This is a genomic window from Streptomyces sp. NBC_00076, assembly GCF_045041235.1.
GTDB lineage: Bacteria > Actinomycetota > Actinomycetes > Streptomycetales > Streptomycetaceae > Streptomyces.
Genome location: NZ_CP108242.1, coordinates 2,493,506 through 2,517,234, shown reverse-complemented (window position 1 = coordinate 2,517,234; position 23,729 = coordinate 2,493,506). Strand labels below are relative to the sequence as shown.

Here is a 23,729-nt window from a genome sequence, read left to right as displayed (position 1 = left end):
GGGGGGGCGTGGGACGGGTGGGCGCGCTGAGGGATGTACCGCGGACCGTGTGGCTGCTGGCTTGCGGCACCTTCGCCAACATGGTGGTGAGCGTCAGCTTCGCGTTCACCTTCCTGTACCTGACCGGGCCGCGCGGGCTCGACGCGGGGCAGGCGGGGCTGCTCAGCGGCATCGGGGGAGTCGGGCTCGTCGCCGGCAACTTCACCGGCGGCTGGTACGGGGACCGGTTCGGGCACCGGCGCGTGCTGCTCGTGGCGGCCGCCGTGTCGGGGTTGGTGCTGGCCGCGGTGCCGTTTGTGCCGACGCCCGCGCTGTTCGCCGCGCTGCCCGTCACGCAGTACGCGTCCGGGGTGCAGCGCGCCGCGAACTCCGCGCTCGTGGCGGTCATCGTGCCCGAGGGGGCACGGCGGCAGGCGTTCGCGGTGGTCCGGGCGGCGGCGAACGGGGGGTTCACGATCGGGCCCGTGCTGGGTGCGGTGGTCGCGACCGAGCTGTCGTACGACTGGCTGTACGTGGCCGAAGGGGTGGCCAGTGTGGGGTTCGCTTGTTGGACGGCCCGGGTGGTGCCGGCCCGGGGGCGGGCGGGACGGCCCGGTGCCGCGCGGGGCGACGGCGGGAACGGTGGGGTGTGGGCGGCGTTGCGGGCACGGCCGGCTGTGGTGGTGCTGTTGGTGGCGATCCTGGTGGTCGACGTCGTCTACCGGCAGCAGTACTCGACTTTTCCGATGTTCCTCGACGACCACGGCATGAACGCACGGGTGTACGGCACGTTGCTCGCGGTCAACGGAGGGGTGCTGCTGTGCCTGGAACTGCCCGCGGCGCTCGCGCTGCGCCGGGTGCCGCCGCTGCGGGTCGTCGGAGCGGGGCTGCTGCTGGTCGGCGCGGGGTACGGGGTGCTGTTGTCCGGGGTGGGGATCGGTACGGCCGTCGTGATGATGGGGCTGCTCACGATCGGTGAGCTGCTGTACAAGACCACTGCGACGGCCTACGTCGCCGATCAGGCGCCGGAGCATGTCCAGGGACGGTTCCAGTCTCTGTACGCCGGGGTGTCGATCAGCGGGGTGGTGCTGGCCGCGCCGGCGGGCGGGGCGGTGTACGAGGCGGCACCCGGTGTGTTGTGGCCGTTGTGCGCGGGGGCGGGAGTGCTGGCGGGTGGCGCGGTCCTCGCGGTGGGAACGCGGCGCCGCGCGTCGGCGCCGACCTCGCCGACGGCTCCGGCCCTGGTTCCCCTGCCGACGGCGCCGACCCAGGTCCCTACCGACGGCGAGGGCCCTACCGACGGCGCCGACCCTGGACCCCCTGCCGCCCGGGACCAGCTCCGGTCGGCCCGGAAGTGATCCCTCCCCGGGCGGTGCAGGAGTGTCCCGCCCCGGTCCGACCGCCCGGCCCCTGAGACGCACCGTTCGCTGGTTCGCCTCCGTGGGCCCCCGCCGGTTAGGTTGCCCTCATGACCGACACGACTGCTCCTCGTACCACCGGCGCTGTTGCCGCCGGGCTTGCCACCATCGCCGCGGACGGCACCGTTCTCGACACCTGGTTCCCCGCGCCGGAACTCACCGCAGAGGCCGGCCCGTCCGGCACGGAGCGGCTGTCCGCCGAGCGGGCCGTCGAGCTGCTCGGTGAGGGCGCCGCCAAGGCGATCGGACCGGATGCCCGCCGGAACGTCGAAGTGGTCGCGGTCCACACGGTCATCTCCTCCCTCGACGCCAAGCCGATCGACGCCCATGACGTCTACCTGCGGCTTCACCTCCTCTCCTACCGGCTGGTCCAGCCGCACGGGCAGAGCCTGGACGGCATGTTCGGCTTCCTCGCCAACGTCGCCTGGACCTCGCTCGGCCCGGTCGCCGTCGACGACGTCGAGACCGCGAGGCTGAACGCCCGCGCCGAGGGCCTGCACCTCCAGGTGACGTCCGTCGACAAGTTCCCGCGGATGACGGACTACGTCGCCCCCAAGGGCGTCCGGATCGCCGACGCGGACCGCGTGCGGCTCGGCGCGCACCTCGCCGAGGGCACCACCGTGATGCACGAGGGCTTCGTCAACTTCAACGCGGGCACCCTCGGCACGTCGATGGTCGAGGGGCGCATCTCCGCGGGCGTCGTGGTCGGCGACGGGTCCGACATCGGGGGCGGTGCCTCCACCATGGGCACGCTGTCCGGAGGCGGCAACGTCCGTATCACCATCGGCGAGCGCTGCCTGATCGGCGCCGAGGCGGGCGTCGGCATCGCGCTCGGTGACGAGTGCGTCGTCGAGGCCGGGCTGTACGTCACCGCCGGGACGCGCGTGACCATGCCCGACGGGCAGATCGTCAAGGCCCGTGAGCTGTCCGGCGCCTCCAACGTCCTGTTCCGCCGCAACTCGGTCACCGGCAGGGTCGAGGGCCGCCCGAACAACGCGGTCTGGGGCGGCCTGAACGAGATCCTGCACAGCCACAACTGACCCCGTACCTCCACGGAGTTGATCGCAGCCGCCCGTCGGTGAGGCCGGGGCCCGTACCGCACGCACCAGCGGTACGGGCCCCGGCCCTTCTCGTCCCGTCGCTGTCCTCGGCCACTCGCCGTCCGTGCTGGCCGTGCCGTCCGTGCCGGCCATGTTGTTTTCGGGCTCCAGGATTTTTCTTCCGGAGGTGGCATAGCGGCGTGCCGCCGTGCGCGTCACAAGGGGCACAGGGGCGGAACACAGGTGCCGTCGGGGAAGAGAAGGTGACGATGGATGCCGCGGAGCTGGAGAGTTTCCGGGAGTTCGTGGACAACAGGTCGTCGGCGCTGCTGAAGACGGCGGTGCTGCTGTGCGGGGGAGACCGGCACGCCGGTGAGGATCTGCTGCAGAGCGCGCTGGCCAAGGCGGCCGGCAAGTGGCAGCGGATCGATGAGCCCGAGGCCTACGTACGACGGATCCTCTACCGCCAGCAGGTCAGCCGCTGGCGGCTGAAGTGGCGCGGACGGGAGGTCACCGTCGCGGAGCCGCCCGAGGCGGGCGCGAGCGGCTCCGACGCGGCGGCCGCGGCCGAACTGCGCGTCGTGATGCGCGAGGCGCTGTCCCGGCTCACCGCACGTCAGCGGACCATGCTGGTGCTGCGCTACTTCGAGGACCTCCCCGAGGCGGAGGTGGCCCGGCTGCTGGGCTGCTCGGTCGGCACCGTCCGGTCCACCACCCATCGCTCACTCGCCCGGCTGCGCACCCTCGCGCCCGAACTGGCCGCCCTGGGGCCGCCCGACGCCGGGCAGCAGCGGTCCCGTGACTTCTCGCCCGTGGAGGTGCGTCCATGAACGTCGAGGAACTCGTGCGCGAGGCGCTGCGTGAGCAGGCCGCGGAACAGGCTCCGGCGAGGATCGGGTTCGCCGACCGGGTGCTGGCGGTCCGCCGGCGTCGGCGGACCCGCGCCTTCGTCGCCGTGGCCACGGCCACCGCCGCCGTGGTCGCCGTGGCCGTGGGAGTGCCGCTGCTGGACTCCGGCAAGGACGACGTACGTCCCGCCGGAATCGTCCAGCAGGGCGGGATCAACGCCCACCCGGACCAGTCCCCGCCGCGCGACCTGATCGGGGCCGGTGAGGCGGTACTGGCCGCGTACTACACGGCGGAGACCCACCGCGCCTCCGGCGGCAAGGGCACTTCCGTGCGCACGTACTGGCTGCTCGACCCGAAGACCGGGACGTACGAGAAGGACCCGCGGTGGTCCTTCGTGGCCGTCGCCCCCGGCCTGAAGACCGCCGCCGTGCTGGAGCGGAACCTGCCCGCCGGCCGGATCGGCATGCTCGACCTCACGACGGGGGAGGTCGAGCGGTGGATCCCGGTCGCGCACGGAGTCGGCGGGCTCGCGTTCTCGTACGACGGGCGCCGCATCGTCGCGACGACGTACGACGAGAACCCCGATCTGCGCGTCGAGGTGCAGTCGGCCGACGGCGGCAAGCCCGCCTGGATGTCCCAGTTCGGCCGGTCGAGCCGATCTGGTTTCTACGATCTCGACGTGGCGTCCGGCCAGGGCTCCTGGAGCCCGGTCGCACCCGACCGCGACATCAACGCCCGCCAGGACTTCGCCTTCAGCCGGGCCGGCGACCGGATGTACGCGCAGGTCATCGGTGGCCGGGACGGTCTGCAGCAGTTCTACGACCTCAAGGGCGCCAAGGTCGCCGCGCCCGCGAACGAACGGTACCTGCGGTCGGACGTCCAAGCGCGACTGTCCCCGAACGGCAGGCTGGCCGCCCTCGGCCTCACGAAGGAGGTCGCCGGCTCCCCCGGCAAGTCGTACTCCTCGATCCGGGATCCCCTGACGAACAAGGAGATCACCAGGATTCGCGGCGGCGAGCTGCTCGCCTGGGCCGACGACAAGCGGCTCATCGCGTGGGAGCGGGTCACGAGCCTGGAGGAGGAATACCGGCCCCAGCTCGTGCTGGTCACGATCGGCAGCGACAAGGTCGTACCGCTGAGCGGCGTCCGTGAACCGAACAGCAGCACCGACCGGCAGGAGTGGGAGCCCGTCTTCGCGCGCCGCTGATCAACCCGCGGTGAGCGACTCGTACGCCGCCAGCAGCCCGTCGACCGCCTCGCGGCCGGCTGGCCGCAGCGGTGCGCGGACGGGGCCCGCCGGCAGGCCGAGCTCGCCCAGGAGGGCCTTGGCCGTGACGGCGCCGGGCAGGCCCGCCGCCATCATCAACTCGATGAGCGGCGTGGCGCGTTGCTGGAGGCGGGCGGACACGGGGGTGTCGCCCGCCTCGAACGCGTCCAGGACCGCTCGGAGGTGCGCCGGTACGACGTTCGCGACCGTGCTGATGTATCCCGCGCCGCCCACCGCGTACAGGGCGAGGTTGTGCTCGTCGCAGCCCGCGTAGTACGCCAACTCGGTGCGGGAGATGACCTTTTGAGCGGCCAGGAAGTCGTGGGAGCAGTCCTTGACCGCCACGATCCGGGGGTGCTCGGCCAGCCGGAGCAGTGTGTCCGGCTCGATGCGGGTGCCGGTGCGGCCGGGGATGTCGTAGAGCGCGAGGGGCAGGCCGGAGGCGTCGGCGATCTCCCGGAAGTGGGCCTCGACGGCGTCCTGAGGGGGCCGGCTGTAGTAGGGGGCCACCACCAACAGGCCGTCCGCGCCCGCCTTCTCGGCCGTCAGGGACAGCTCGACCGTGTACCGGGTGTCGAAGGTGCCCACACCCGCGACGATCGAGGCGCGACCGCCGACGGCCTCGCGTACGGCCGTGATCAGGGCGGCCTTCTCCGCGTCCGTCGTGGTCGGCGACTCGCCCGTGGTGCCGGACAGCACCAGCCCGTCGCAGCCGTCCGCGACCAGCCGGTCGGCGAGCCGCTGCGCGCCGTCGAGATCGAGCGCGCCGGCCTCGGTGAAGGGAGTGATCATGGCGCAGAGGGTGCGGCCGAAGGGCCGAGGTGTGGTCATGGGGGTAGTCTCGGCCCACCGACAGTGAAGCTCTACTTAATTTTCCTACGAGATATAGGTAAGGACTGCTGATTGGTTGCCGGTCGTCGCGCGGGCGGTAGGCCCTATGTGCAAGTCGGCCTCTGATGGGTCACCATGGCAGGACGGTCATCGGCCCCTGGTCAAGGGAGGCTTCATGAAGCTCGGCAAGGCACTCGCCACCGGAGTGGCGGAAGAGCGGCCGCAGGTCCCCGAGGAAGAGCTCGAACTCCCCGAGGAGATCAAGGAACCGCAGGCATCCGAAGAGGCTCCGGCCGCCCGATGAGGCTGCGGCTCCCCGAGGAACGCCCGACGGAGCCGCCGACCGGATACAAGATCGCCCACCCGGTGCTGTCCCAGGACGGCGCCCGGGCCGGGTTCACCGGTGTGTCGCTCGGTGGCGCGCTGCCGTACGGAGTCCTGGCCGAGGCGTCCTGCGTCTACGGCCTGCGGCACCGGGCACCGCACCGCCGCTGCGACTGCGGCTTCCACTGCGTGCACGACCGCACGGTGGCCGAGGGGCTGCTGTGCACGGCCGAGCACCGCACGGCCGTGCTGCTGGAGGTGTCCGTGCTCGGCCGCTACCTCCGCTTCGAACGCGGTTTCCGCTACGCCCGGCAGCGCGTCCGTACGGCGACCGTGGGTCCCTGCGTCTGCGGCACGGTCGCGTCCGCCCTGGCCGACGCCGGCTTGGGCCACCCGGGCCGATGGGCGCTCGTCCCCTCCTGTGCGGGCTGCCTCCGGGGCCGTACGTCGGTCTCGCTCGCCGCCTTCGCCCGGCTGGCCGGAGACGGCCTGCGCGTGGTGGCCGGCACCGGCACCCCTCTGCCGACCGCCGGCCTCGGCACCGCCGAAGGGCTCGGTGTGCCCGAACTCGCCGCGGAGGCCGCCCTGTTGCAGGCGCGACTCGACTGGTTCCAGACACAGCTGGCCCGGCTGGGCGAGCGCGGTTCCGGCGCCGGACCGCAGCAGTAGCGGGGGAGCGACGCAGGGGTAATCGGCGGCGGGCAGGGGTACCCGGGAGTTCCCATACCGAGAGGAGGCGGAACCGTGACCGGGACCACGGCCCCCAGGCTGACACACGACGAACATCATTCGGTGGGCGAGCTCGTCGGACAGGCCACCGAACAGATCTCCCGGCTCGTACGACAGGAAGTGGCACTCGCCAAGGAGGAACTGGCCGAGAAGGGCCGTCGCGCGGGACGCGGCGGCGGGCTGCTCGGTGCCGCGGGCGCCGTCGGCTACGCCGGTCTACTCGCCCTCTCCGCCACGGGCGCCGCCGCGCTCTCGCTGGTGCTGCCCGTGTGGGCCGCGGCACTGATCGTGACGGGCGTGCTGTTCGCCCTCGCGGCCCTGCTCGCGGCGACCGGCCGCGCCCAGCTGCGCCGCGCCACACCGCCCACGCCCGAGGAGGCGCTCGGCAGCGTGAAGGCCGATGTCGAGGAGATCAGGGAAAGGGCGCACCGATGACGGACATGGACAAGTCAGCGAACGATCACGAGTCGGGCGGTGAGGCGGCGCGGCAGGTCGGCGCCAAGGGGCCCGACGAACTGCGCGAGCAGATCCAGCGGACCCGTGGCGAACTCGGCGACACCGTCGAGGAGTTGGCGGGGAAGGCCGACGTCAAGGGCCGCGCCCTGGCCAGGGCCGCCGACCTGCGTGACAAGGCCGGCGCGATGACGGTCCAGCTGCGCAGCACGGCGGCGCAGACCGGTCATACGGTCCAGGAGAAGGCCCACGCCGTGGAGCACGGCCTCCAGCACCGGGCCCACACCGTGGAACACAACCTTCCCGTTCCGGTCCGCAACGCGGTCGAGAAGGGCCGTCGCCATCCGCGGCCGGTGCTGGTCGCCGGGGTGGCGGCGGGGGCGGGCGCGGTCGTCGCGGTGGGGGTGCTGCGGCGACGCCGACACGGGAGGTGAGCGCGGAGTGACGAAGGCGCCGGTGTTGCCCTGAGGGGTGACGTCGGCGCCTTTTTCGACGCAGGCGGGTGCCGCGCCTCGGTGGGTCCTGGGCCGGGCCCGGGGCCGCCGCCCGAATGTGTCACTTGACCTGAATCTTGGTTGAGGTCGAAGAGTGGTGGGTGCGCGCATCCCGTACCGATTCCCACCACTCGACGGAGCCCACCATGACCCGCCGTACCGACACACAACCCGACCTCACGCACCCCCACGTCGGCGCCCCCTTCTTCAGTACCTGGCGGGTCGGCACGCCCGAGCGTCAGCGGCAGACGGTCGACGCCATCGCGCGCACCTGGACCCGACGGCCCTGGCCCGCCCCCGGCCTCCTCGGCTACCACGTCTACACAGGGCACGACGGCTCCACCCTGCTGCACCACTCGCAGTGGCGGAGCGAGCAGGACTACGGGGCCTTCGTGAAGACCCACCGGCAGGAGCGGGTCGACGAGATCGACACCCTCGTGCCGGGGATCGAGCGCGTACGGCTCGACCGCTACCGGCGCTACCGCAGCGGCGGCCGGGACGACCGCCCCGCCCGGGTGCCGGGCTGCGTCGTGATCGTCGACATCGAGTTCGAGGGGCCGGACCCCGATCGGCAGCGAGCCTGGGTCGACGCCGTCTTCGAGGCGCTGGAGAGCGAGCCGAACCCGCGCCACGGCGGCATCTCCGCCCACTTCCACGTCGGCACCGACGGCACCAGGGTCCTGAACTACGCCGAGTGGGAGAGCGCCCAGGCCCACATCGACGCGCTCGCCGCGCCCGGCCACGGGGTCGGCTCGGCCACCGCCCAGTGGCAGCGCGTGCAGACCTGGCCGGGGCTGAAGAGCAGCACGGTCAGCCGGTACGACCACGCCCTCGGCCTCGTGCCGGACTGACGGCGCCGGGCGGGCCGTACCGAGAGGCGTATCAAGAGCCGTATCGAGATCTCACCGAAAATCAGAACCGTCTGGACAGAAAAAGTTTTCGGTGGGACCGTGGACCCATGCTGGACGTGACCGTGATCGAGAACCCCGAGGCCGCCGCCGTCTCCCTGGACCCCATAAGGGCCAGGCTGCTCGCCGAGCTGACGGCCGGCCCCGCGTCGGCCGCCATGCTGGCCGGCCAGGTCGGACTGCCCCGGCAGAAGGTGAACTACCACCTCAAGGCGCTGGAGCGGCACGGCCTGGTCGAGCTGGCCGGCGAACGCCGCAAGGGCAACGTCACCGAGCGGCTGATGCGCGCGACCGCCGCGTCGTACGTCATCTCGCCGCTCGCGCTCGCCGCCGTACAGCCGGACCCGGACCGCTTCCGGGACCAGCTCTCCGCGCGTTGGATGCTCGCTCTCGGCGCCCGCCTGGTGCGGGACGTCGGCTCGCTGGTCACCGGCGCCGCCAAGGCCCGCAAGCGGCTGGCGACGTACGCGCTGGACGGCGAGGTCCGCTTCGCCTCGGCCGCCGACCGGGCCGCGTTCGCCCAGGAACTGACCGCCGGTGTGAGCGCGCTGATCCGCAAGTACGACTCCCCGGACGCCGAGGGCGGCCGGGACCACCGGATCGTCCTGGCACTCCATCCCACGGTCAAGGACCAGACCACCCCGGAACTCGACACACAGTAAGCAGGAGCCCGCCATGTCCAAGGAATTCGAGATCGCCCGCGAGTTCGAGGTCGACGCCTCACCCGAGAAGGTGTGGGAGGCCGTCACCGCCGGTACCGGCGGCTGGCTGTGGCCGATGGAGGCCCCCGAGCCGCGCGAGGGCGGCAAGGGCCCCTTCGGCTCCACCATCACCGCCTGGGATCCGCCGCACCGCTACACCAACCGTGTCGAGGACGTCGAGGGCATCTCCGAACAGACCCTCAACCAGCTCGACTACACGATCGAACCGCGCGACGAGGGCCGCCGCGCCTGGGTGCGGTACGTGCACAGCGGCATCTTCGTGGACGACTGGGACAACCAGTACGACGCGGCGGGCCGGCACACCGACTTCTACCTGCACACCCTGCGCCAGTACCTGGAACACTTCGACGGCCGCCAGGTCGCCTTCACCACGTTCGACGGACCCGACAGCTCCAAGGGAGCAGACGCCCTCGCCGCCGTCGGCCGGGCCCTGGGGCTCGCGGACGACACGGCCGAGGGCGCGCGGATCCGGGCCCGCGGCCCCGAGGACCAAGTCCTCGACGCCGCGCTGGACTTCCGCAACCCGTACTTCATCGGGCTGCGCACCGACGACACACTGCTGCGCGTCTTCGGGCGCAACCACTGGGGCTACCCGGTCGGGATCAGTGTCCACGACTTCGCGCCGGGCGCGGACGCGAAGGCGGTCGAGACCGCCTGGAAGGGCTGGCTGGACGGAGTGTTCAGCCAGCCCTGAGCCCGGAGCGTTACGGCTGGAACCGCAGCACCTGCGGGTCGTGGTCGCTGATCTGGTCGTTGAACTCCGAGTTGACGTGCACGCTGTCGTACTCGAAGTCGCAGCCACGCCGGATCGACGGGCTGACCAGGATCTGGTCGAGGACCTGGGTGTTGCCCTGGTAGACGTACGAGTAACGCTCGCTCTTCGGCAGCGACTTGACCGCCGACCAGAGCGCTCCGCCGGACTCCAGGATCCTGGCTGTGTCGGAGAACTCGAAGTCGTTGATGTCGCCGAGGGCGATGACGTCCGCGTTCTTCTGCGTGGCCAGGATGTCCTTGACGAACCCGTTCACCACGGTCGCCTGCTGGTGGCGCTGCGTCTCCGAGCTGCGCGCCGGCGGCTGGTACTGCGCGGTCAGGCCCTGGTCGCCGCCCTTGGAGTTGAAGTGGTTGGCGACCACGAAGACCGTACGGCCGCGGAAGACGAACTCGCCCGCCAGCGGCTTGCGGCTGTTGGCCCAGGCGGTGTTCGCCGGGTCGATCCGGCCCGGGGAGAGGGTCAGCGCGGCCTTGCCGTGCTCCTTGGTGACACCGACGGCGGTCGTGGCGTCGCCGCCCGCGCGGTCCGTGAAGGACACCCGCTGCGGGTTGAACAGGAACACCTGACGGATGTTGCCGCCCGGCTCGCCGCCGTCCGCGTTGTTCGTCGGATCGATGGAGCGCCAGTCGTACCTCGGGCCGCCCGCCGCGACGATCGCGTCGATCAGCTTCGTGACCGTCCGGTCGGCGGCGACCGTGCCGTCGTTCGTCGCGCCGTTGTCGTCCTGGATCTCCTCCAGGGACACGATGTCGGGCGACTGAAGGTTGTGCACGATCGCGGCGGCGTGCGCGTCGAAGGTGGCGTCGCCCGGGTCGAGGTTCTCGACGTTGTACGTCGCGACCGCCAGTTCGCCCTTCTTCTGCTTCTCGGTGGTCTCGCGCTTCAGCCCGGCGCTCCCGAGCGTGCCGATCCTGTTCGCGACCAGGGTGTAGCCGCCGAACTGGTTGTAGTCCAGCGGGCCCGCGGTGGTGCCGCGGAGGGTGTCACCGACGTTCGCGACCGGGAAGTCGGCCGTCGCGCCCAGCGACTGGATCTGCAGCCGGCCGGTGTTCTGTGAGTCGTAGGAGCCGTAGACCGTGCCGCCCCGGCGGTCGCTGTTCTCGCGCGGCTTCACCGTGACCCACAGCTCGGTGTACGGGTCGGTGGCGCCGACCACGCGGGCGTCGGCCACCTGGACGTTCATGCCCTCCAGGGACTCGTAGTAGTCCAGGGCGTACTTCGACGGACGCAGAGTCAGACCGTTGACCGAGCCGCTAGCGGCCGCGTCACCGGCCGGCGCGTAGGCGCTCGGCACCGACCTCGCGGTGATGACGGTGGCGGCCGGGACCGGGTTGCCGCTGGAAACGACGGTGACCGTCGCCTTGGTGATCTCGGTCAGCGCCTGGTTGCCGGTGGCGGTGCCGCCCGGGACGTACTCCGAGACCGTGCCGGAGACGGTCACCGCGTCGCCGACCGCGACCTTCGGCACGGAACCGGTGAAGACGAAGACACCCTCACTGGTGGCCGGGTTCGCGTCCGGGTTCGGATCCTGGATCCAGAAACCTCTGGACGAGCCGTAGGTGCGCACGCCGGTGACGATTCCGGCCACGTCCGTGACCTGCTGTCCGGCGTACGGCGACATCCGGGTGGTGCCCTGGATGTCATGGATGCGCACGGAGTCCGCGTGCGCGGGGGAGGTGAGGACCACGGTGGACGCCGCGGAACAGACGGCGGCGACGGTGAGCGCGGCGAGACGGGCGGAAGACTTGTTCGGCAACGGGATCCCTCCGGGGACGTACATGGGCGCCGGGACGAGGGTGGTGCGGGGAACGGCGGGAGCCGCGACCTGTGGGGCGGTGGCGACGCGCGTAGAAAATACAGTGAACAGATGTCCAGCTGATTTCTACGCGCGTCAATCTCCTGCGTGGTCCGGCCAGTTGTCAAGGATCCGGCCATGTACTCCGGCCGACCGGCAGATGAACCGGGCGGCATGGGTGGATATCCGTCTAGGCTGAGCGGTTGAGTGGTAGGACACGTCCCTAGGAGAACCAACCGATGTCAGACAGCTCCCCCTTGCCGCCGGTGCGGCTTCACCCCGAAGCGGAGCTGGCGCGGGACGCGCTGTCCACGCCACTGCTGTCACGTGCCGCGCGCCTCGCCCGCTGGGCAGGCCCGGACACCCGCGTCGACGCCGGGGGCGGACTCGTCGACGAACAGCTGCCGGCGGCGGCCGAGCTCCTCGGCCTGACCGGCGACGACGCGGCGGCTTACGCGAGCGAGGCATGGCGGATCGCCGTCGACACCGGACTGGTCGAGATCGTCGACGAGGAGGCGGGCACCGTCGCGGCCGGCGAGGACCTGGCGCTGCTGACCGGCGGCTCCCCGCACGACGTGCTCGCGGTGTGGCTGGGCGCGCTGGAGACGGTACTGGCCGACGCGAGCGTGCCGGACCTGGAGGACCTGGTCGACGCGGTCGACGCGGGCGGTGAGGTCGACCTCTCCTCCCTGGACTGGGACCCGGAGGCCGAGTCGGATTTCCTGGACGGCGTGCTCGGGAACCTCTACCTGCTCACCGTCACCGAGGACGGACCGGCCGAGGGCCCGGTGCCGCTGCCCGCGCTGGCCGCCTCGGTGATCGTGCCGAGCGACATGGGGGAGCCCACCAACGACGTGCTGGAGCAGGTGTCCGACGCGATGATGCGGCTGGACGACCAGTTCCGGCTGCTGGAGCCGGTCGGGCTGGTCGAGTACCAGCCCGTCGACGAGACGCTGATGGCGGACACCGAGGAGGAGCCCGCGGCCCTCGACGACACCGACGTCTCCCGATACGGCATGGTCCGGCTGACCCCGCTCGGCCGGTACGGACTGCGGGCCCGGCTCCAGGAGGCCGGGTTCGAGGCGCCCGCGGTCGGCGACCTCGCGGACAAGGGGGCCGACGCGCTGCTCGACGGCACGGCGACCTTCCCGCCGGCGGCGGCCCACGCCGAGACCGAGCGGTGGCTGGCCCGACGTGACTCCCTCGCCGCGGCACGGGAGCTGCTGGCCGCGGCGCGGGGCCTGGACGCCGGTGCGCCGCTGCGCCGGCTGCGATGCCAGCAGGCGCTGTCCCTGGTGGGCGACGAGGCCGAACCGGCCCTGCGGGAAGTGCTCGACGACCCCGAACTGGGCGGCCTGGCCCGGGTCTGGCTCACCGAGCGGGGTGCCCCGGACGTACCCGCGCCCTCCGAGGACCTGGTCTTCTGGCTGACCGTCGACACGGTCGCCGCCCAACTGGCGGCCGAGGGCAACTCCGACGAGCTGCGAGAACTCGTGGAAGGCCTGGCCCAGCAGCACAGCGGCTTCTTCACGGCGGCCTGGCGGGTCGACCACCCGGCCGCGGCGGACGTCCTGGAGGCGATGGGGCGCCTGCACCCGGACAAGCGGATCGCGAAGGAAGCGCGGAAGGCGGCGTTCAAGGCGCGGTCGCAGCAAGGGGGTTGAGGCAGCAGGGGGACGTGGGCGAGGGCGGAGTCCAGGTTTCGGGGTCGGGCGGGGCCCGGGCTGAGGCGGGTCCCCGGTCGGTCCGGGTTCAGGTGGCTGTCCGGGCCGGGGCTTGACCTCGGGCGGGGCCCTGGTGGAGGAAAGTCTCCGGGACGAGGTCCCGCTCAGCCGGTTTCCGGGCCCGGGCTGGGTCTCTTCGGGTCAGGTTCCGAGCGGGTCCGGGCTGAGGGTGATCCCGGGCCGGACCGGGGTCCGGACCGAGGCCGGCATCCGCGCTGAAGCGGGTTTCTCCTGGCGACATCCCGGCTCAGCCGGGTTTCCGGGCCGGGGCCGGGCTTGAACCCACGGTGGGGTCCTCTTTTGGTTCCGGTGGGGCAGCGCGTACGGATTCATGGAAGCGGGTCCCCTGGCGTCGCCCGGTGTTCAACCGCCGTTCAGGCACGGGCGGGACCGTGGCGCGGACCGAGGTCCGCCACCCTCCACGCCACGGGCACGCCCACCGTCACAGGAGACACCATGTCGCTCACCCGCAGGGACTTCGCCAGAAACTCCGCGATCACCGGTGCCGGTGTCGCGCTGGCGGGCAGCGTCGGCGCCCTCGCCACCGCCCCCAACGCCCTCGCGTCCACGGAGACCTCCCCGGAGGCCGGCAACACCGGAACGGAATCGACGGCCGGGCACCACGGGGTCGGCTACGGACAGCTGCTGCCCGACCCCGACGGCATCCTCGCGCTGCCCGCCGGATTCAAGTACCGCGTCATCACCTACAGCGGGAAGACCAAGCTGGAGTCGGGCGAGTTCACCCCCTCCAACCACGACGGCACGGCCACCTTCGACGGCCCGCGCGGCGCCACCCTCCTCGTCAACAACCACGAGCTCAAGGGCCCGCGCGCCAGCTGGCCCCACCCGGTGCCGCTCACCGAGGGCCTGGTCTACGACCCGGCCGCGTCCGGCGGTTGCACGGTCGTCGAGGTGCGCCCCGGCGGCCATGTCGCCGAGTGGGTCGGCGTCGCCGGCACCTCCACCAACTGTGCGGGCGGCAGCACCCCTTGGGGCACCTGGCTCACCGGCGAGGAGACCGAGGACAAGGCCGGCCAGAACGGCATGACCAAGGACCACGGCTACATCTTCGAGGTCGACCCCGAAGACCGCCGCGCCAACCGCGACCCCAAGCCCGTCAAGGCGTTCGGCCGGTACGCCCACGAGGCGGTCGTCATCGACCCCAAGCGCGGCCACGCCTACCTCACCGAGGACGCCTCAGGCCCCAACGGCCTGCTCTTCCGCTGGACCCCGCCGGAGGGCTTCCGCCATGGCCGCGGCAAACTGCGCACCCTCGCCGCCGACGCCGGCGTCCTCCAGGCCTTCAAGTGCTTCGACTCCGGCGGCAAGTTCGTCGACGACCTCTCCCGCGCCACGAAGATCGGCACGGTCTACGGCGTCGACTGGATCGACGTCCCCGACCGCGACGCCAAGACGGTGCCCGTCCGCAAGCAGTTCACCGACGGCCAGGTCACCCGCGCCCGCAAGCTCGAGGGCATGTGGTGGGGCGACGGCGGCACCTACATCGTCTCCTCCTACGCCCGTGACGAGAGCCCCGTCCAGCACGACGGCGCCGTCTGGTTCTACGACCCCAAGCGCCGCACCCTGACCCTGAAGGTCCTGCTCGGCGTGAACCCCGACCCCTCCGTCGACGGCGCCTTCGACGGCCCCGACAACATCACCGTCTCCCCCTACGGCGGCCTCGTCATCGCCGAGGACGGCGAGGGTGTCCAGCACCTGTTCGGCGCCACCGACAGCGGCCGCACGTACCCCATCGCCCGCAACGAACTCAACATCGGCACCGAGGCCGACCCGGAATACAGCGAGTTCACGGGCGTCACCTTCTCGCCCGACGGCCGGACGCTGTACGCCAACATCCAGACGCCGGGCATCATGCTGGAGATCACGGGGCCCTGGAAGCGGCAGAAGCGCGGCTGACCATCTCCCTGAATTTAATTCGCTCGCCCGACCCGCGGCCGTCCTCCTAAGGTTATGCACGTCCAGGTGCGAAGGCAGGACCTACTTCCACTGATAATGGGGCGGCCGCGGGTTCGAGTCCCGCCACCGGTACAACAGGCCGGTGTAGCTCAGGGGTTAGAGCACCTACGTCGGTTCCGCCGACTTCGATCTCTGGACACCACAACTTCATGGCACCTCCCGGTGCGCAGGCTGCGGCTACTTCCCTTTCAGTGAATCAGTGCCGCCGCCGATTTGATCTCGGGAGGCGCAGCACATGGTGGGTGCCCGGTGCGCAGGCAGCGGTTACTTCATTGGGATCGGAAGGTTGCGGGGTTCGAGTCCTCGTCACCGACTTCGGGTCGGTGTAGCTCAATTCGGCAGAGCGTCCGGGTAAAAGCCCGTCGCCGACCCCTGAACTCGGGCACCCTCCTTTTGCTGCGCCTCCCTCCGAAACAGAACCAGAATTCGGGGGAATTCATCATGGCGCGATTCAACTCCAAGGCGGCCCGGGCACAGCCCACTTCCCGGGTCACCTCCACGGGCCGAGTGCTCCGTACCTACCAGGGCGGCCGGGGCCGCGAGCGCGACGCACGGTCCGAGCTCTTCCTTCTCGCGGTCGCCAACTTCGTTTCTCAGCAGACCTTCTACGAGACCGGTGCCGACCGCGACGACCGGTTCGCGAAGCTCGTACGCCGGCTCGCCGTCGAGGACCCGGCCTGGACCGCCGGCCTGCTCGGCTGGCTGCGCGGCGAGGGGAACCTCCGTACGGCCTCCCTCGTGGGCGCCGCAGAGTACGTGAAGGCACGCCTCGACGCGGGCGCCACCGACGGCCCGGCCAACCGCCAGGTCGTGGCCTCCGTGCTGCGGCGTCCCGACGAGCCCGGCGAGCTGCTCGCGTACTGGACGGCGACGTACGGCCGCAACGTCCCCAAGCCCGTCAAGCGGGGGATCGCCGACGCCGTACGCCGCCTCTACCACGGCAAGTCGCTGCTGAAGTACGACACCGCGTCCAAGGGCTACCGCTTCGGCGACATCCTCAACCTGGTGCACGCGGCCCCGGACCCGGACAAGCCGTGGCAGGGCGAGCTGTTCCAGTACGCCCTCGACCGGCGGCACAACCCGGACACCGCCGTACCGCCCGCCTCGAACCGGGTCCTGACCGCGCACCGCGAACTGATGGCGCTGCCGGTCGACGAGCGGCGCGCGGTCGTCCTGTCGGACCACGGTGCCGAGCGGCTCGCGGCGGCCGGGATGACGTGGGAGGCGCTGGCGGGCTGGCTGCAGGGGCCGATGGACAAGGCGGCCTGGGAGGCGGTCGTGCCCTCCATGGGGTCGATGGCGTTGGTCCGCAACTTGCGGAACCTCGACCAGGCAGGTGTCTCCGACGAGGTGGCCGCCCGGGTCGCGGCGAAGATCAGTGACCCGGCGGAGGTCGCGCGCTCCCGGCAGTTCCCCTTCCGGTACCTCGCCGCGTACCAGCACGCGCCCTCGCTGCGCTGGTCGTACCCGCTGGAGCAGGCACTCGGCCACTCGCTGGCCAACGTGCCCGCGCTGCCCGGCCGCACGCTGGTGCTGGTCGACCGGTCGGGCTCGATGTGGGCGCGGCTGTCCGACCGCTCGGAGCTCAACCGCGCCGACGCGGCGGCGATCTTCGGTACGGCGCTCGCGCTGCGGGCGGCGGACGCGGATCTCGTCGAGTTCGGCACCAGCAGCAACAAGATCAAGTACCGCCGGGGCGAGTCCGTGCTGAAGATCCTCGGCCGCTTCGGAGACCTGGGCGGCACCGACACCAGCGCGGCGGTGCGCCGCCACTACAAGAAGCACGACCGGGTGCTGATCGTCACCGACGAGCAGTACGCCTTCAGCCACCACGGCGACCCGACCGAGCAGGTCCCGGCGAACGTGCCCGTCTACACCTGGAACCTCGCCGGATACCGGGCGGGCCACGGCCCGTCGGGCAAGGGGAACCGGCACACCTTCGGGGGACTCTCGGACGCGGCCTTCCGGATGGTTCCGCTGCTCGAATCGGCGCGGGACGCCGACTGGCCCTGGATGTCCGAGGCAGCCTGAGCCGCAAAGTCGTGGCCCGCACTTCTACGGGGGGTGCGGGCCACACCCTTGCCCGCCTCCATGATCGACATCTAACATTTCAGTCGTGGAGGCCATACGACCCGTCCGGCGCACCCTCCTCAGGGACCGCGCCTACGAAGCCATCCGGGACGCCATCGTGGCCGGGGAGCTCGAACCCGGTGCCGTGGTGCGCGACGCCGAGCTCGCCGAGCGGCTCGGGCTGTCCCGGGCGCCGGTGCGCGAGGCCTTCGCGCGGCTGGTCGACGAGGGGCTGCTGGAGAGCAAGCCGCAGAGCTACACCCGGGTGACCCCGGTCGTGGCAGCCGACGTACGGGACGCGGCGGCCGTGGTCGGTGCCATGCACGAGCTGGCCACCCGGGTCGCCGTGCCCCGCCTCTTCGCCGCGGACGTCCAGGCGATGCGCGCGGCCAACGAGCGGTTCGCCGCCGCCGTCGGCGCGGGTGACGTCGACGGGGCCCTGAGCGCGGACGACGCCCTGCACGACGTCATCGTCCGGGTCGCCCGCAACCACGCGGCGGCCGCCACCATCGCCCGCTACACCCCGCTCATCCGCCGACTGGAGCGCCGCCGCTTCGGCGAGAGCAGCTGCCGCTCGGCCGGACTGCACGAGCAGCTCATCGAGGCCTGTGCGGCCGGTGACGCTCAGACGGCGGTCCGTGTCACCGCGGAGATCTGGCGGAGCCTCGCAGACCTCGTCGATCTGACCGACGGCGACTGAGCCCGACCCCGGGAGGACCCATGTCCCTTTCCTCGTACGACCGCTACCCCCTCCTCTTCGGCCCCTCCCCGGTTCACCCCCTGGAGCGCCTGACCGCCCACCTCGGCGGCGCCTCCCTCTGGGCCAAGCGCGAGGACTGCAACTCCGGGGTCGCGTACGGCGGCAACAAGACGCGCAAGCTGGAGTACCTGGTCGCCGACGCCCTCGCGAAGGGCTGCGACACGCTCGTCTCGATCGGCGGGGTGCAGTCCAACCACACCCGCCAGGTCGCGGCCTGTGCCGCCCGCGCCGGACTCAAGTGCGTTCTGGTGCAGGAGAGTTGGGTGGACTGGCCGGACGCCGTGTACGACAAGGTCGGCAACATCCTGATCAGCAGGCTCGCCGGGGCCGACGTACGGCTGGTGAAGGCCGGCTTCGGGATCGGGTTCAAGGACAGCTGGGAGCAGGCGCTCAGGGAGGTCGAGGAGAGCGGAGGAAAGCCGTACGCCATCCCCGCGGGCGCCTCCGACCACCCGCTCGGCGGTCTCGGCTTCGCCGGATGGGCGTATGAAGTCGCCGAGCAGGAGCGGGAGTCGGGCGTCTTCTTCGACACCGTCGTGGTGTGCTCGGTGACCGGCTCCACGCAGGCCGGCATGGTCGCCGGGTTCCGTGCGCTGGAGGAGGCGGGCGGTCGGCGGCGCCGGGTGCTCGGTGTCGACGCGTCGGCGGCGCCCGCCCGCACCCGGGAGCAGATCGCGCGGATCGCCCACAACACCGGGCAACTCATCGGCGCACAGAAGGAGTTGACGGAGGCGGACGTCGAGCTGGACGATCGCTACCACGCGGGCACGTACGGCATCCCGGACGAGTCGACCCTGGAGGCGATGCGGCTCGCCGCCCGGACCGAGGGCATGGTCACCGACCCCGTGTACGAGGGGAAGTCGATGGCCGGGATGATCGACCTGGTCCGTCGCGGGGAGATCGGGCGGGATTCCACCGTCCTCTACGCCCACCTGGGCGGGCAGCCGGCGCTCAACGCGTACAGCGCGCTGTTCTAGCCTCGGAGCCTCGGAGCCTCGGAGCCTCGGAGCCTCGGAGCCTCGGAGCCCCGGCTCCGGCACCGTGGCCGCGACGGCCGGATACAGTGCACAGCGTGTGGGCCGACAACCAGCAGCGGGAACCGCGTACCGACGTGTCCGACGGCCCTCGCCGCCGGGCCACCATCCACGATGTCGCCCGGCTGGCGGGAGTGTCCCGTCAGACGGTCTCCCGTGCGGTCAACGACAAGGGCGAGATCGACCCGGCCACGAAGGAGCGGGTACTGGAGGCGGCACGGCTGCTGGACTACCGGCCCAGCCGGTTCGCGCGGGGGCTGGTGCGCAAGGGGACCGTGACCGCGGGGCTGGTGATCCCGGACCTGATGAACCCGTTCTTCCCCGAGGTGGCCGCCGGGGTGCTGGAGGCCGCCGAACAGCGCGGCTGGCAGGTCGTGGTGTGGGACTCCCGCACCGACCACGTGCGGGAGCGGGAGGCGCTCGACGTGCTGTCCCACCAGGCGGACGCGGTCGTGGGCTACTTCAAGAACCAGGACGACGTCCTCGCCCGGCACCTCGGAGGTGTGCCGCTGGTGCTGCTGGAGCGCGGCCCGCAGCAGACCCGGTTCGCGGCCGTGGGTATCGACGCCGCCGCCGGCCTGGAGCAGGGCATCGCCCACCTGGTCCGCGCGGGGCACCGCAGGATCGGCATGCTGGACGGCGACCGGCCCGACGCCCCCGGCCCCCGGCGGGAGGCCTTCCTGGCCGAGATCCGGCGGCACCGCCTGCCCGTCGACAACGGCTGGATCGTGAAGTGTCCCGAGCACAGTCTGGCCGGCGGCGAGGCCGGGATGGAGCAACTCCTGGACGCGCGGCCCGAGATGACCGCGGTCTTCGGGTTCAACGACCTGATCGCCGTCGGCGCGATGCGTTCCGCCCGTCGCCGCGGCCGTCGGGTCCCCGACGACCTGGCCGTCATGGGCTTCGACGGACTCTCGCTGGGTGAACTGGTGGAACCCGCGCTCACCACCCTGCACCTCGACAAACGACAGCTGGGACGCCTGGCCGTCGAGCAGGTGGCCCGGCTGCGGGCCGGCGAGGAGCCGCTCGACGGGGCGGACGCCTGGGTGATTCCCGAACTTGTGGTACGGGGTTCCGCCTGACGCCGCCCGGCCGTTGAAGGTGCGTCAGCAGATTGCCGACGTAGGTCCCTTGACACTGCTTTTCGGCCACCCCGATACTCGACGGCAACGTTCACGTGAACGTTCACGGCCCCTGAAGAACCCCCACGTCGCTGTCGGCCCCGAGCCCGGAACCACCGGTCGACATCGTTGTCTTCGATTCCCCCCACCCCGCAGACGGGCCCGCGGCAGCGCCCTGCCCCGGCCGAGCCGTGCCCGGAAAGTGAGTGCGCGCCGATGGAACACCGAACGATCTCCCGTAGACGTCTGCTGGGGGCTTCCCTCGGCGGTGTCGGCGGAGCCCTGTTGGGCCTGTCGGGATGCGGGGCGGACGACGGCTCGGCCTCCGCGGGCACCGACCACCTGAGCCTCTGGTACTGGAAGGGCTCGCTCAGCGACAAACTGCTCGCCACCGCCAGGCGCGCCGTGCCCGGCGTGCCGGGGCTGCGGGTGAAGGGCTCCCAGATCCCCGACGGCGACATCGACTCGAAGGTGCGCACCAGTCTCGCCGCCCGTGCCTATGTGCCGGACCTGACGGTCGTGAACTCCGACAACCTCGCCACGTTCTTCCCCGACGAGAACGAGTTCCTCGACCTGCGGACGCTGGGCGCAGACTCCGTCCGCGACCAGTACCTCGACTGGAAGTGGAAAGCCTGTTTCACCCCGACGGGCCGGATGATCGGCTTCCCTCTCGACGCCGGCCCCACGGCGCTCTACTACCGCAGGGACCTCTTCCGGCGGGCCGGACTGCCCCACGAGCCGCGGGAGGTCGCCGAGGAGATCTCCACCTGGGAGAAGTTCCTCGCCGCCGGGCGGACGCTCCGGACGAAGGGGCCCGGCAAGCCGTACCTGGTGAGCAACGTCGGCAACGTCTTCCAACAGGTCCTGCTCCAGAGCCCCAAGCAGTTCGTGGACGCCGACAACCGCTTCATCGGCGACCAGCCCCACATCCGGCACGCCTGGGACCTGTCCGTGGAGATGCTCCGCCAGGGACTCAGCGCCAGGATCACGGACGGCACTCCCGACTTCAACGCCGCCATGAGCGGCGGCCGGGTCGCCACGATGACCACGGCTGTGTGGGCCATCAACGGCCTCAAGGACTCCGCGCCGAAGACGTCCGGGGCCTGGCGGCTGACCACCATGCCGGACGGCCCCGCCAACTACGGCGGGTCCTACGTCACCCTGACCCGCTACTGCCGCGACCCGGAGGCCGCCTTCGCCTTCGTGAAGTGGCTGCTCGGGCCGGCGAACCAGCTCAAGAGCTACCAGGAGATGGCCCTGTTCCCCACCACTCCGGCCGCCTACGCCGACCCCGCGATGCACAAGCCCGACCCCTTCTTCGGCGGTCAGCAGCCCATCGACGTCTTCGGCCCGGCCGCCCAGAAGGCACCGGTCGTCTACTTCAGTCCGTACGAGGAGACCGCCAACACCCCGTTCTTCCAGGAGCTGACCAACGTGGAATCCCTCGGCAAGAAACCCGAACGGGCCTGGCGGGACGCGGTGAACACCGCCGAGACCACGCTGTCCCGGCTGGGGGTGAGCTGACGTGACCACAGTCGCCGACCCGGCGGACGCCGGTGCCCCCACGGCCGACGGCAGACAGCGGGCGGACGGCCGCGACGTGCGCGCCACCGCCCCGGGCGGACGCCGACGCCATGTCGGGCCCCTCCTCGCCATCTCCCCGTTCTATGTGCTGTTCGCCGTCTTCGGCGCCTTCCCGGTGGTCTTCTCCCTGTACCTGTCCTTCCAGGACTGGGACGGCATCGGCGACATGCGCTTCGTCGGCCTCAAGCAGTACGGCTGGCTGCTCGAGGACTCGGTGTTCTGGCACTCGGTGCTCAACACCTTCGAGATCTGGTTCCTGTCCACGGTGCCGATGCTGTTCCTGGCCCTGGTGCTCGCGTTCCTGCTGCACTCGCAGGTCCGGTTCACCGGCGCGTACCGGGTGGCGTACTTCATCCCCAACGTCACCTCGATGGTCGCCATGACCGTCGTCTTCGGCTCGGTCTTCGCCCAGACGGGCCTCGCCAACTCGGCGCTGCGACTGGTCGGGGTGGACGGTGTGGGCTGGCTGTCCTCCGAGTGGGGGATCAAGTTGTCCCTCTCGATCATGATCATCTGGCGGTGGGTCGGCTACAACGCCCTGATCTTCCTGGCCGGCCTCCAGGCCATCCCCACCGAGCACTTCGAGGCCGCCCGGGTCGACGGCGCGAACAGCTGGCAGACCCTCTTCCGGGTCGTGTTGCCGCAGCTGCGTCCGGTGGTCGTCTTCGCCGCCGTCACGTCCACCATCAACGGCCTGCAGATCTTCACCGAGTCCCAGGTGCTCTTCCAGTCGGGCGACGTCGGGACCACGGGCGGGCCCGGCCAGGAAGGTATGACCATCGTGCTCTATCTGTGGCAGAAGGCCTTCAAGGAGCACCAGTTCGGCTATGGGGCCGCGATGGGCTGGCTCCTCTTCGCGATCATCGCGGTCTTCACGCTCATCAACTGGCGGCTGGTCTCCGGCTCCGACAGCGAGGACCGCTCCGGCCTCGCCCGCCTGCTGCGCCGCAAGGGGGCACGCAATGGCCGCTGACGAGAGGACGACCGGAAGTGCGGGCCTCGCCATCGGCTCCGGCAGCAGGCTCACCCGAGCCGGTGTCCGGGGGGTGCTGGTGCTCGGTGCGCTGATCTCGCTGTTCCCCTTCTACTGGCTGGTGGTGATGGCCTCCGGCACCACCGAGGACATCTACCAGTACCCGCCCAAGCTGATACCGGGACCGCATCTCCTGGACAACATGCGGCGGGTGCTCGACACCGTCGACTTCTTCGGCTCGCTGCTCAACACCGTCGTCGCCGCGGTGCTCGGGACCGCGCTGGTGCTGTTCTTCGACTCGTTGGCCGCGTTCGCCTTCGCCAAGTACGAGTTCCCGGCCAAGAAGCTCCTCTTCGGCGCGCTGTTGATCACGTACATGATTCCCGCGCAGCTCTCCCTGGTGCCGCAGTTCGTCACCATGGCCGCGTTCGGCTGGGCCGGTTCACTGAAGGCGCTGATCATCCCCGGAGCGGCCAACGCCTTCGGCATCTTCTGGATGCGCCAGTACGCCCAGAACTCGCTGCCCGACGAGCTGCTGGACGCCGGACGGATCGACGGCGCCGGTTTCTTCCGTCTGTACTGGCAGATCGCGTTGCCGCTGTTCCGGCCGGCCCTCGCCTTCCTCGGCATCTTCACGTTCATCAGCATCTGGAACGACTACATCTGGCCGTTGGTCGTCATGATCGACCCCGACAAGGTCACCCTCCAGGTCGCTCTGGCGAACCTGAACGTCCTGTACAACACCGACTACTCGCTGGTGATGGCGGGGGCACTGATGAGCGTCGTCCCGCTGATCCTCGTGTTCCTGGTCGGGGCACGGCACTTCCTGCGGGACCTGGCAGCGGGGGCCACGAAGATGTGAGGACCTGGCCGGCGCTGTTCGTACGGGGGCCCTTGCTCGT

At 71.2% G+C, this 23,729-nt stretch carries 22 protein-coding genes; 20 read left to right on the top strand and 2 right to left on the bottom strand.

The features are described 5' to 3' along the window. Positions 1 to 17 precede the first annotated feature (17 nt). The 4 genes from OHA64_RS11510 to OHA64_RS11495 all read left to right on the top strand — a co-directional run bounded on the left by OHA64_RS11510 (position 18) and on the right by OHA64_RS11495 (position 4,493). Positions 18 to 1,337, top strand: a complete 1,320-nt coding sequence (locus OHA64_RS11510; RefSeq protein WP_405623939.1) for an MFS transporter — start codon at positions 18 to 20, stop codon at positions 1,335 to 1,337. A gap of 110 nt (positions 1,338 to 1,447) precedes the next feature. Next, complete coding sequence (dapD, locus tag OHA64_RS11505) at positions 1,448 to 2,437, top strand: 2,3,4,5-tetrahydropyridine-2,6-dicarboxylate N-succinyltransferase (protein WP_405611812.1); 990 nt, start codon at positions 1,448 to 1,450, stop codon at positions 2,435 to 2,437. Between the two features lie 269 nt (positions 2,438 to 2,706). Continuing rightward, positions 2,707 to 3,267 (top strand): SigE family RNA polymerase sigma factor, encoded by a 561-nt coding sequence (locus tag OHA64_RS11500; RefSeq protein WP_405623937.1) that lies wholly within the window; start codon positions 2,707 to 2,709, stop codon positions 3,265 to 3,267. Beyond that, positions 3,264 to 4,493, top strand: a complete 1,230-nt coding sequence (locus OHA64_RS11495) for a WD40 repeat domain-containing protein (protein ID WP_405611811.1) — start codon at positions 3,264 to 3,266, stop codon at positions 4,491 to 4,493. Before OHA64_RS11500 ends, OHA64_RS11495 begins: the two co-directional genes overlap by 4 nt. Here the strand turns inward: OHA64_RS11495 and dapA are convergent, their stop codons facing one another. Continuing rightward, entirely contained in the window at positions 4,494 to 5,384 is an 891-nt protein-coding gene (gene dapA / locus OHA64_RS11490; RefSeq protein WP_405611809.1) for a 4-hydroxy-tetrahydrodipicolinate synthase, read from the bottom strand. It abuts the gene before it with no gap. A 175-nt stretch (positions 5,385 to 5,559) separates the two neighbouring features. Between dapA and OHA64_RS11485 the strand changes: the two genes are divergently transcribed. The 7 genes from OHA64_RS11485 (at position 5,560) to OHA64_RS11455 (ending at position 9,708) form a co-directional block, all read left to right on the top strand. Continuing rightward, on the top strand, positions 5,560 to 5,688 hold the full coding sequence (locus OHA64_RS11485; protein WP_405611807.1) for a hypothetical protein: 129 nt from the start codon (positions 5,560 to 5,562) through the stop codon (positions 5,686 to 5,688). Further along, positions 5,685 to 6,377 (top strand): hypothetical protein, encoded by a 693-nt coding sequence (locus OHA64_RS11480; RefSeq protein ID WP_405611805.1) that lies wholly within the window; start codon positions 5,685 to 5,687, stop codon positions 6,375 to 6,377. The genes OHA64_RS11485 and OHA64_RS11480 overlap by 4 nt, the downstream gene beginning before the upstream one ends. 75 nt (positions 6,378 to 6,452) lie before the next feature. Beyond that, the gene (locus OHA64_RS11475) at positions 6,453 to 6,872 is read left to right on the top strand and encodes a phage holin family protein (RefSeq protein WP_405611803.1); all 420 of its coding nucleotides are present in this window, start codon (positions 6,453 to 6,455) and stop codon (positions 6,870 to 6,872) included. A gap of 5 nt (positions 6,873 to 6,877) precedes the next feature. Further along, on the top strand, positions 6,878 to 7,324 hold the full coding sequence (locus tag OHA64_RS11470) for a DUF3618 domain-containing protein (protein WP_405623936.1): 447 nt from the start codon (positions 6,878 to 6,880) through the stop codon (positions 7,322 to 7,324). Between the two features lie 206 nt (positions 7,325 to 7,530). After that, positions 7,531 to 8,235: an antibiotic biosynthesis monooxygenase gene (locus OHA64_RS11465; protein WP_405611801.1), complete on the top strand. Its 705-nt coding sequence runs from the start codon at positions 7,531 to 7,533 to the stop codon at positions 8,233 to 8,235. A 107-nt stretch (positions 8,236 to 8,342) separates the two neighbouring features. Next, positions 8,343 to 8,954, top strand: coding sequence for an ArsR/SmtB family transcription factor (locus OHA64_RS11460; RefSeq protein ID WP_405611799.1), 612 nt, complete (start codon positions 8,343 to 8,345; stop codon positions 8,952 to 8,954). 13 nt (positions 8,955 to 8,967) lie between these two features. Beyond that, the gene (locus tag OHA64_RS11455; RefSeq protein ID WP_405611797.1) at positions 8,968 to 9,708 is read left to right on the top strand and encodes an SRPBCC domain-containing protein; all 741 of its coding nucleotides are present in this window, start codon (positions 8,968 to 8,970) and stop codon (positions 9,706 to 9,708) included. A 10-nt stretch (positions 9,709 to 9,718) separates the two neighbouring features. Here the strand turns inward: OHA64_RS11455 and OHA64_RS11450 are convergent, their stop codons facing one another. Further along, positions 9,719 to 11,545, bottom strand: a complete 1,827-nt coding sequence (locus OHA64_RS11450) for an endonuclease/exonuclease/phosphatase family protein (RefSeq protein ID WP_405611795.1) — start codon at positions 11,543 to 11,545, stop codon at positions 9,719 to 9,721. 278 nt (positions 11,546 to 11,823) lie between these two features. Here OHA64_RS11450 and OHA64_RS11445 point away from each other — a divergent pair, with 278 nt between their 5' ends. From OHA64_RS11445 to OHA64_RS11405, 9 genes are all read left to right on the top strand, one after another. Next, on the top strand, positions 11,824 to 13,248 hold the full coding sequence (locus OHA64_RS11445; RefSeq protein WP_405611793.1) for a hypothetical protein: 1,425 nt from the start codon (positions 11,824 to 11,826) through the stop codon (positions 13,246 to 13,248). A 516-nt stretch (positions 13,249 to 13,764) separates the two neighbouring features. Beyond that, positions 13,765 to 15,225: an alkaline phosphatase PhoX gene (locus OHA64_RS11440; protein ID WP_405611792.1), complete on the top strand. Its 1,461-nt coding sequence runs from the start codon at positions 13,765 to 13,767 to the stop codon at positions 15,223 to 15,225. A 501-nt stretch (positions 15,226 to 15,726) separates the two neighbouring features. Next, a complete protein-coding gene (locus OHA64_RS11435; protein ID WP_405611791.1) occupies positions 15,727 to 17,316 on the top strand; it encodes a TROVE domain-containing protein in 1,590 nt (529 codons plus the stop codon). 85 nt (positions 17,317 to 17,401) lie between these two features. Next, positions 17,402 to 18,055, top strand: coding sequence for a GntR family transcriptional regulator (locus tag OHA64_RS11430; protein ID WP_405611789.1), 654 nt, complete (start codon positions 17,402 to 17,404; stop codon positions 18,053 to 18,055). A 20-nt stretch (positions 18,056 to 18,075) separates the two neighbouring features. After that, positions 18,076 to 19,092 carry a 1-aminocyclopropane-1-carboxylate deaminase gene (locus OHA64_RS11425; protein ID WP_405611787.1) on the top strand — a complete coding sequence of 339 codons (1,017 nt, stop codon included), beginning with the start codon at positions 18,076 to 18,078 and terminating at the stop codon, positions 19,090 to 19,092. A 95-nt stretch (positions 19,093 to 19,187) separates the two neighbouring features. Then, a complete protein-coding gene (locus tag OHA64_RS11420; RefSeq protein WP_405611785.1) occupies positions 19,188 to 20,231 on the top strand; it encodes a LacI family DNA-binding transcriptional regulator in 1,044 nt (347 codons plus the stop codon). Positions 20,232 to 20,486: 255 nt separating this feature from the next. After that, positions 20,487 to 21,794, top strand: coding sequence for an ABC transporter substrate-binding protein (locus OHA64_RS11415; protein WP_405611783.1), 1,308 nt, complete (start codon positions 20,487 to 20,489; stop codon positions 21,792 to 21,794). Position 21,795: 1 nt separating this feature from the next. After that, positions 21,796 to 22,827, top strand: coding sequence for a carbohydrate ABC transporter permease (locus tag OHA64_RS11410; protein WP_405611781.1), 1,032 nt, complete (start codon positions 21,796 to 21,798; stop codon positions 22,825 to 22,827). After that, complete coding sequence (locus OHA64_RS11405; protein ID WP_405611779.1) at positions 22,817 to 23,689, top strand: carbohydrate ABC transporter permease; 873 nt, start codon at positions 22,817 to 22,819, stop codon at positions 23,687 to 23,689. Before OHA64_RS11410 ends, OHA64_RS11405 begins: the two co-directional genes overlap by 11 nt. Positions 23,690 to 23,729 lie beyond the last annotated feature (40 nt).

Coding starts and splice junctions, on each gene's coding strand:
- dapD (WP_405611812.1), top strand. CDS start 1,448: ATGACCGACACGACTGCTCCTCGTACCACCGGCGCTGTTGCCGCCGGG.
- OHA64_RS11445 (WP_405611793.1), top strand. CDS start 11,824: ATGTCAGACAGCTCCCCCTTGCCGCCGGTGCGGCTTCACCCCGAAGCG.
- dapA (WP_405611809.1), bottom strand. CDS start 5,384: ATGACCACACCTCGGCCCTTCGGCCGCACCCTCTGCGCCATGATCACT.
- OHA64_RS11480 (WP_405611805.1), top strand. CDS start 5,685: ATGAGGCTGCGGCTCCCCGAGGAACGCCCGACGGAGCCGCCGACCGGA.
- OHA64_RS11435 (WP_405611791.1), top strand. CDS start 15,727: ATGGCGCGATTCAACTCCAAGGCGGCCCGGGCACAGCCCACTTCCCGG.
- OHA64_RS11465 (WP_405611801.1), top strand. CDS start 7,531: ATGACCCGCCGTACCGACACACAACCCGACCTCACGCACCCCCACGTC.
- OHA64_RS11500 (WP_405623937.1), top strand. CDS start 2,707: ATGGATGCCGCGGAGCTGGAGAGTTTCCGGGAGTTCGTGGACAACAGG.
- OHA64_RS11470 (WP_405623936.1), top strand. CDS start 6,878: ATGGACAAGTCAGCGAACGATCACGAGTCGGGCGGTGAGGCGGCGCGG.
- OHA64_RS11495 (WP_405611811.1), top strand. CDS start 3,264: ATGAACGTCGAGGAACTCGTGCGCGAGGCGCTGCGTGAGCAGGCCGCG.
- OHA64_RS11455 (WP_405611797.1), top strand. CDS start 8,968: ATGTCCAAGGAATTCGAGATCGCCCGCGAGTTCGAGGTCGACGCCTCA.
- OHA64_RS11415 (WP_405611783.1), top strand. CDS start 20,487: ATGGAACACCGAACGATCTCCCGTAGACGTCTGCTGGGGGCTTCCCTC.
- OHA64_RS11460 (WP_405611799.1), top strand. CDS start 8,343: ATGCTGGACGTGACCGTGATCGAGAACCCCGAGGCCGCCGCCGTCTCC.
- OHA64_RS11440 (WP_405611792.1), top strand. CDS start 13,765: ATGTCGCTCACCCGCAGGGACTTCGCCAGAAACTCCGCGATCACCGGT.
- OHA64_RS11485 (WP_405611807.1), top strand. CDS start 5,560: ATGAAGCTCGGCAAGGCACTCGCCACCGGAGTGGCGGAAGAGCGGCCG.
- OHA64_RS11405 (WP_405611779.1), top strand. CDS start 22,817: ATGGCCGCTGACGAGAGGACGACCGGAAGTGCGGGCCTCGCCATCGGC.
- OHA64_RS11425 (WP_405611787.1), top strand. CDS start 18,076: ATGTCCCTTTCCTCGTACGACCGCTACCCCCTCCTCTTCGGCCCCTCC.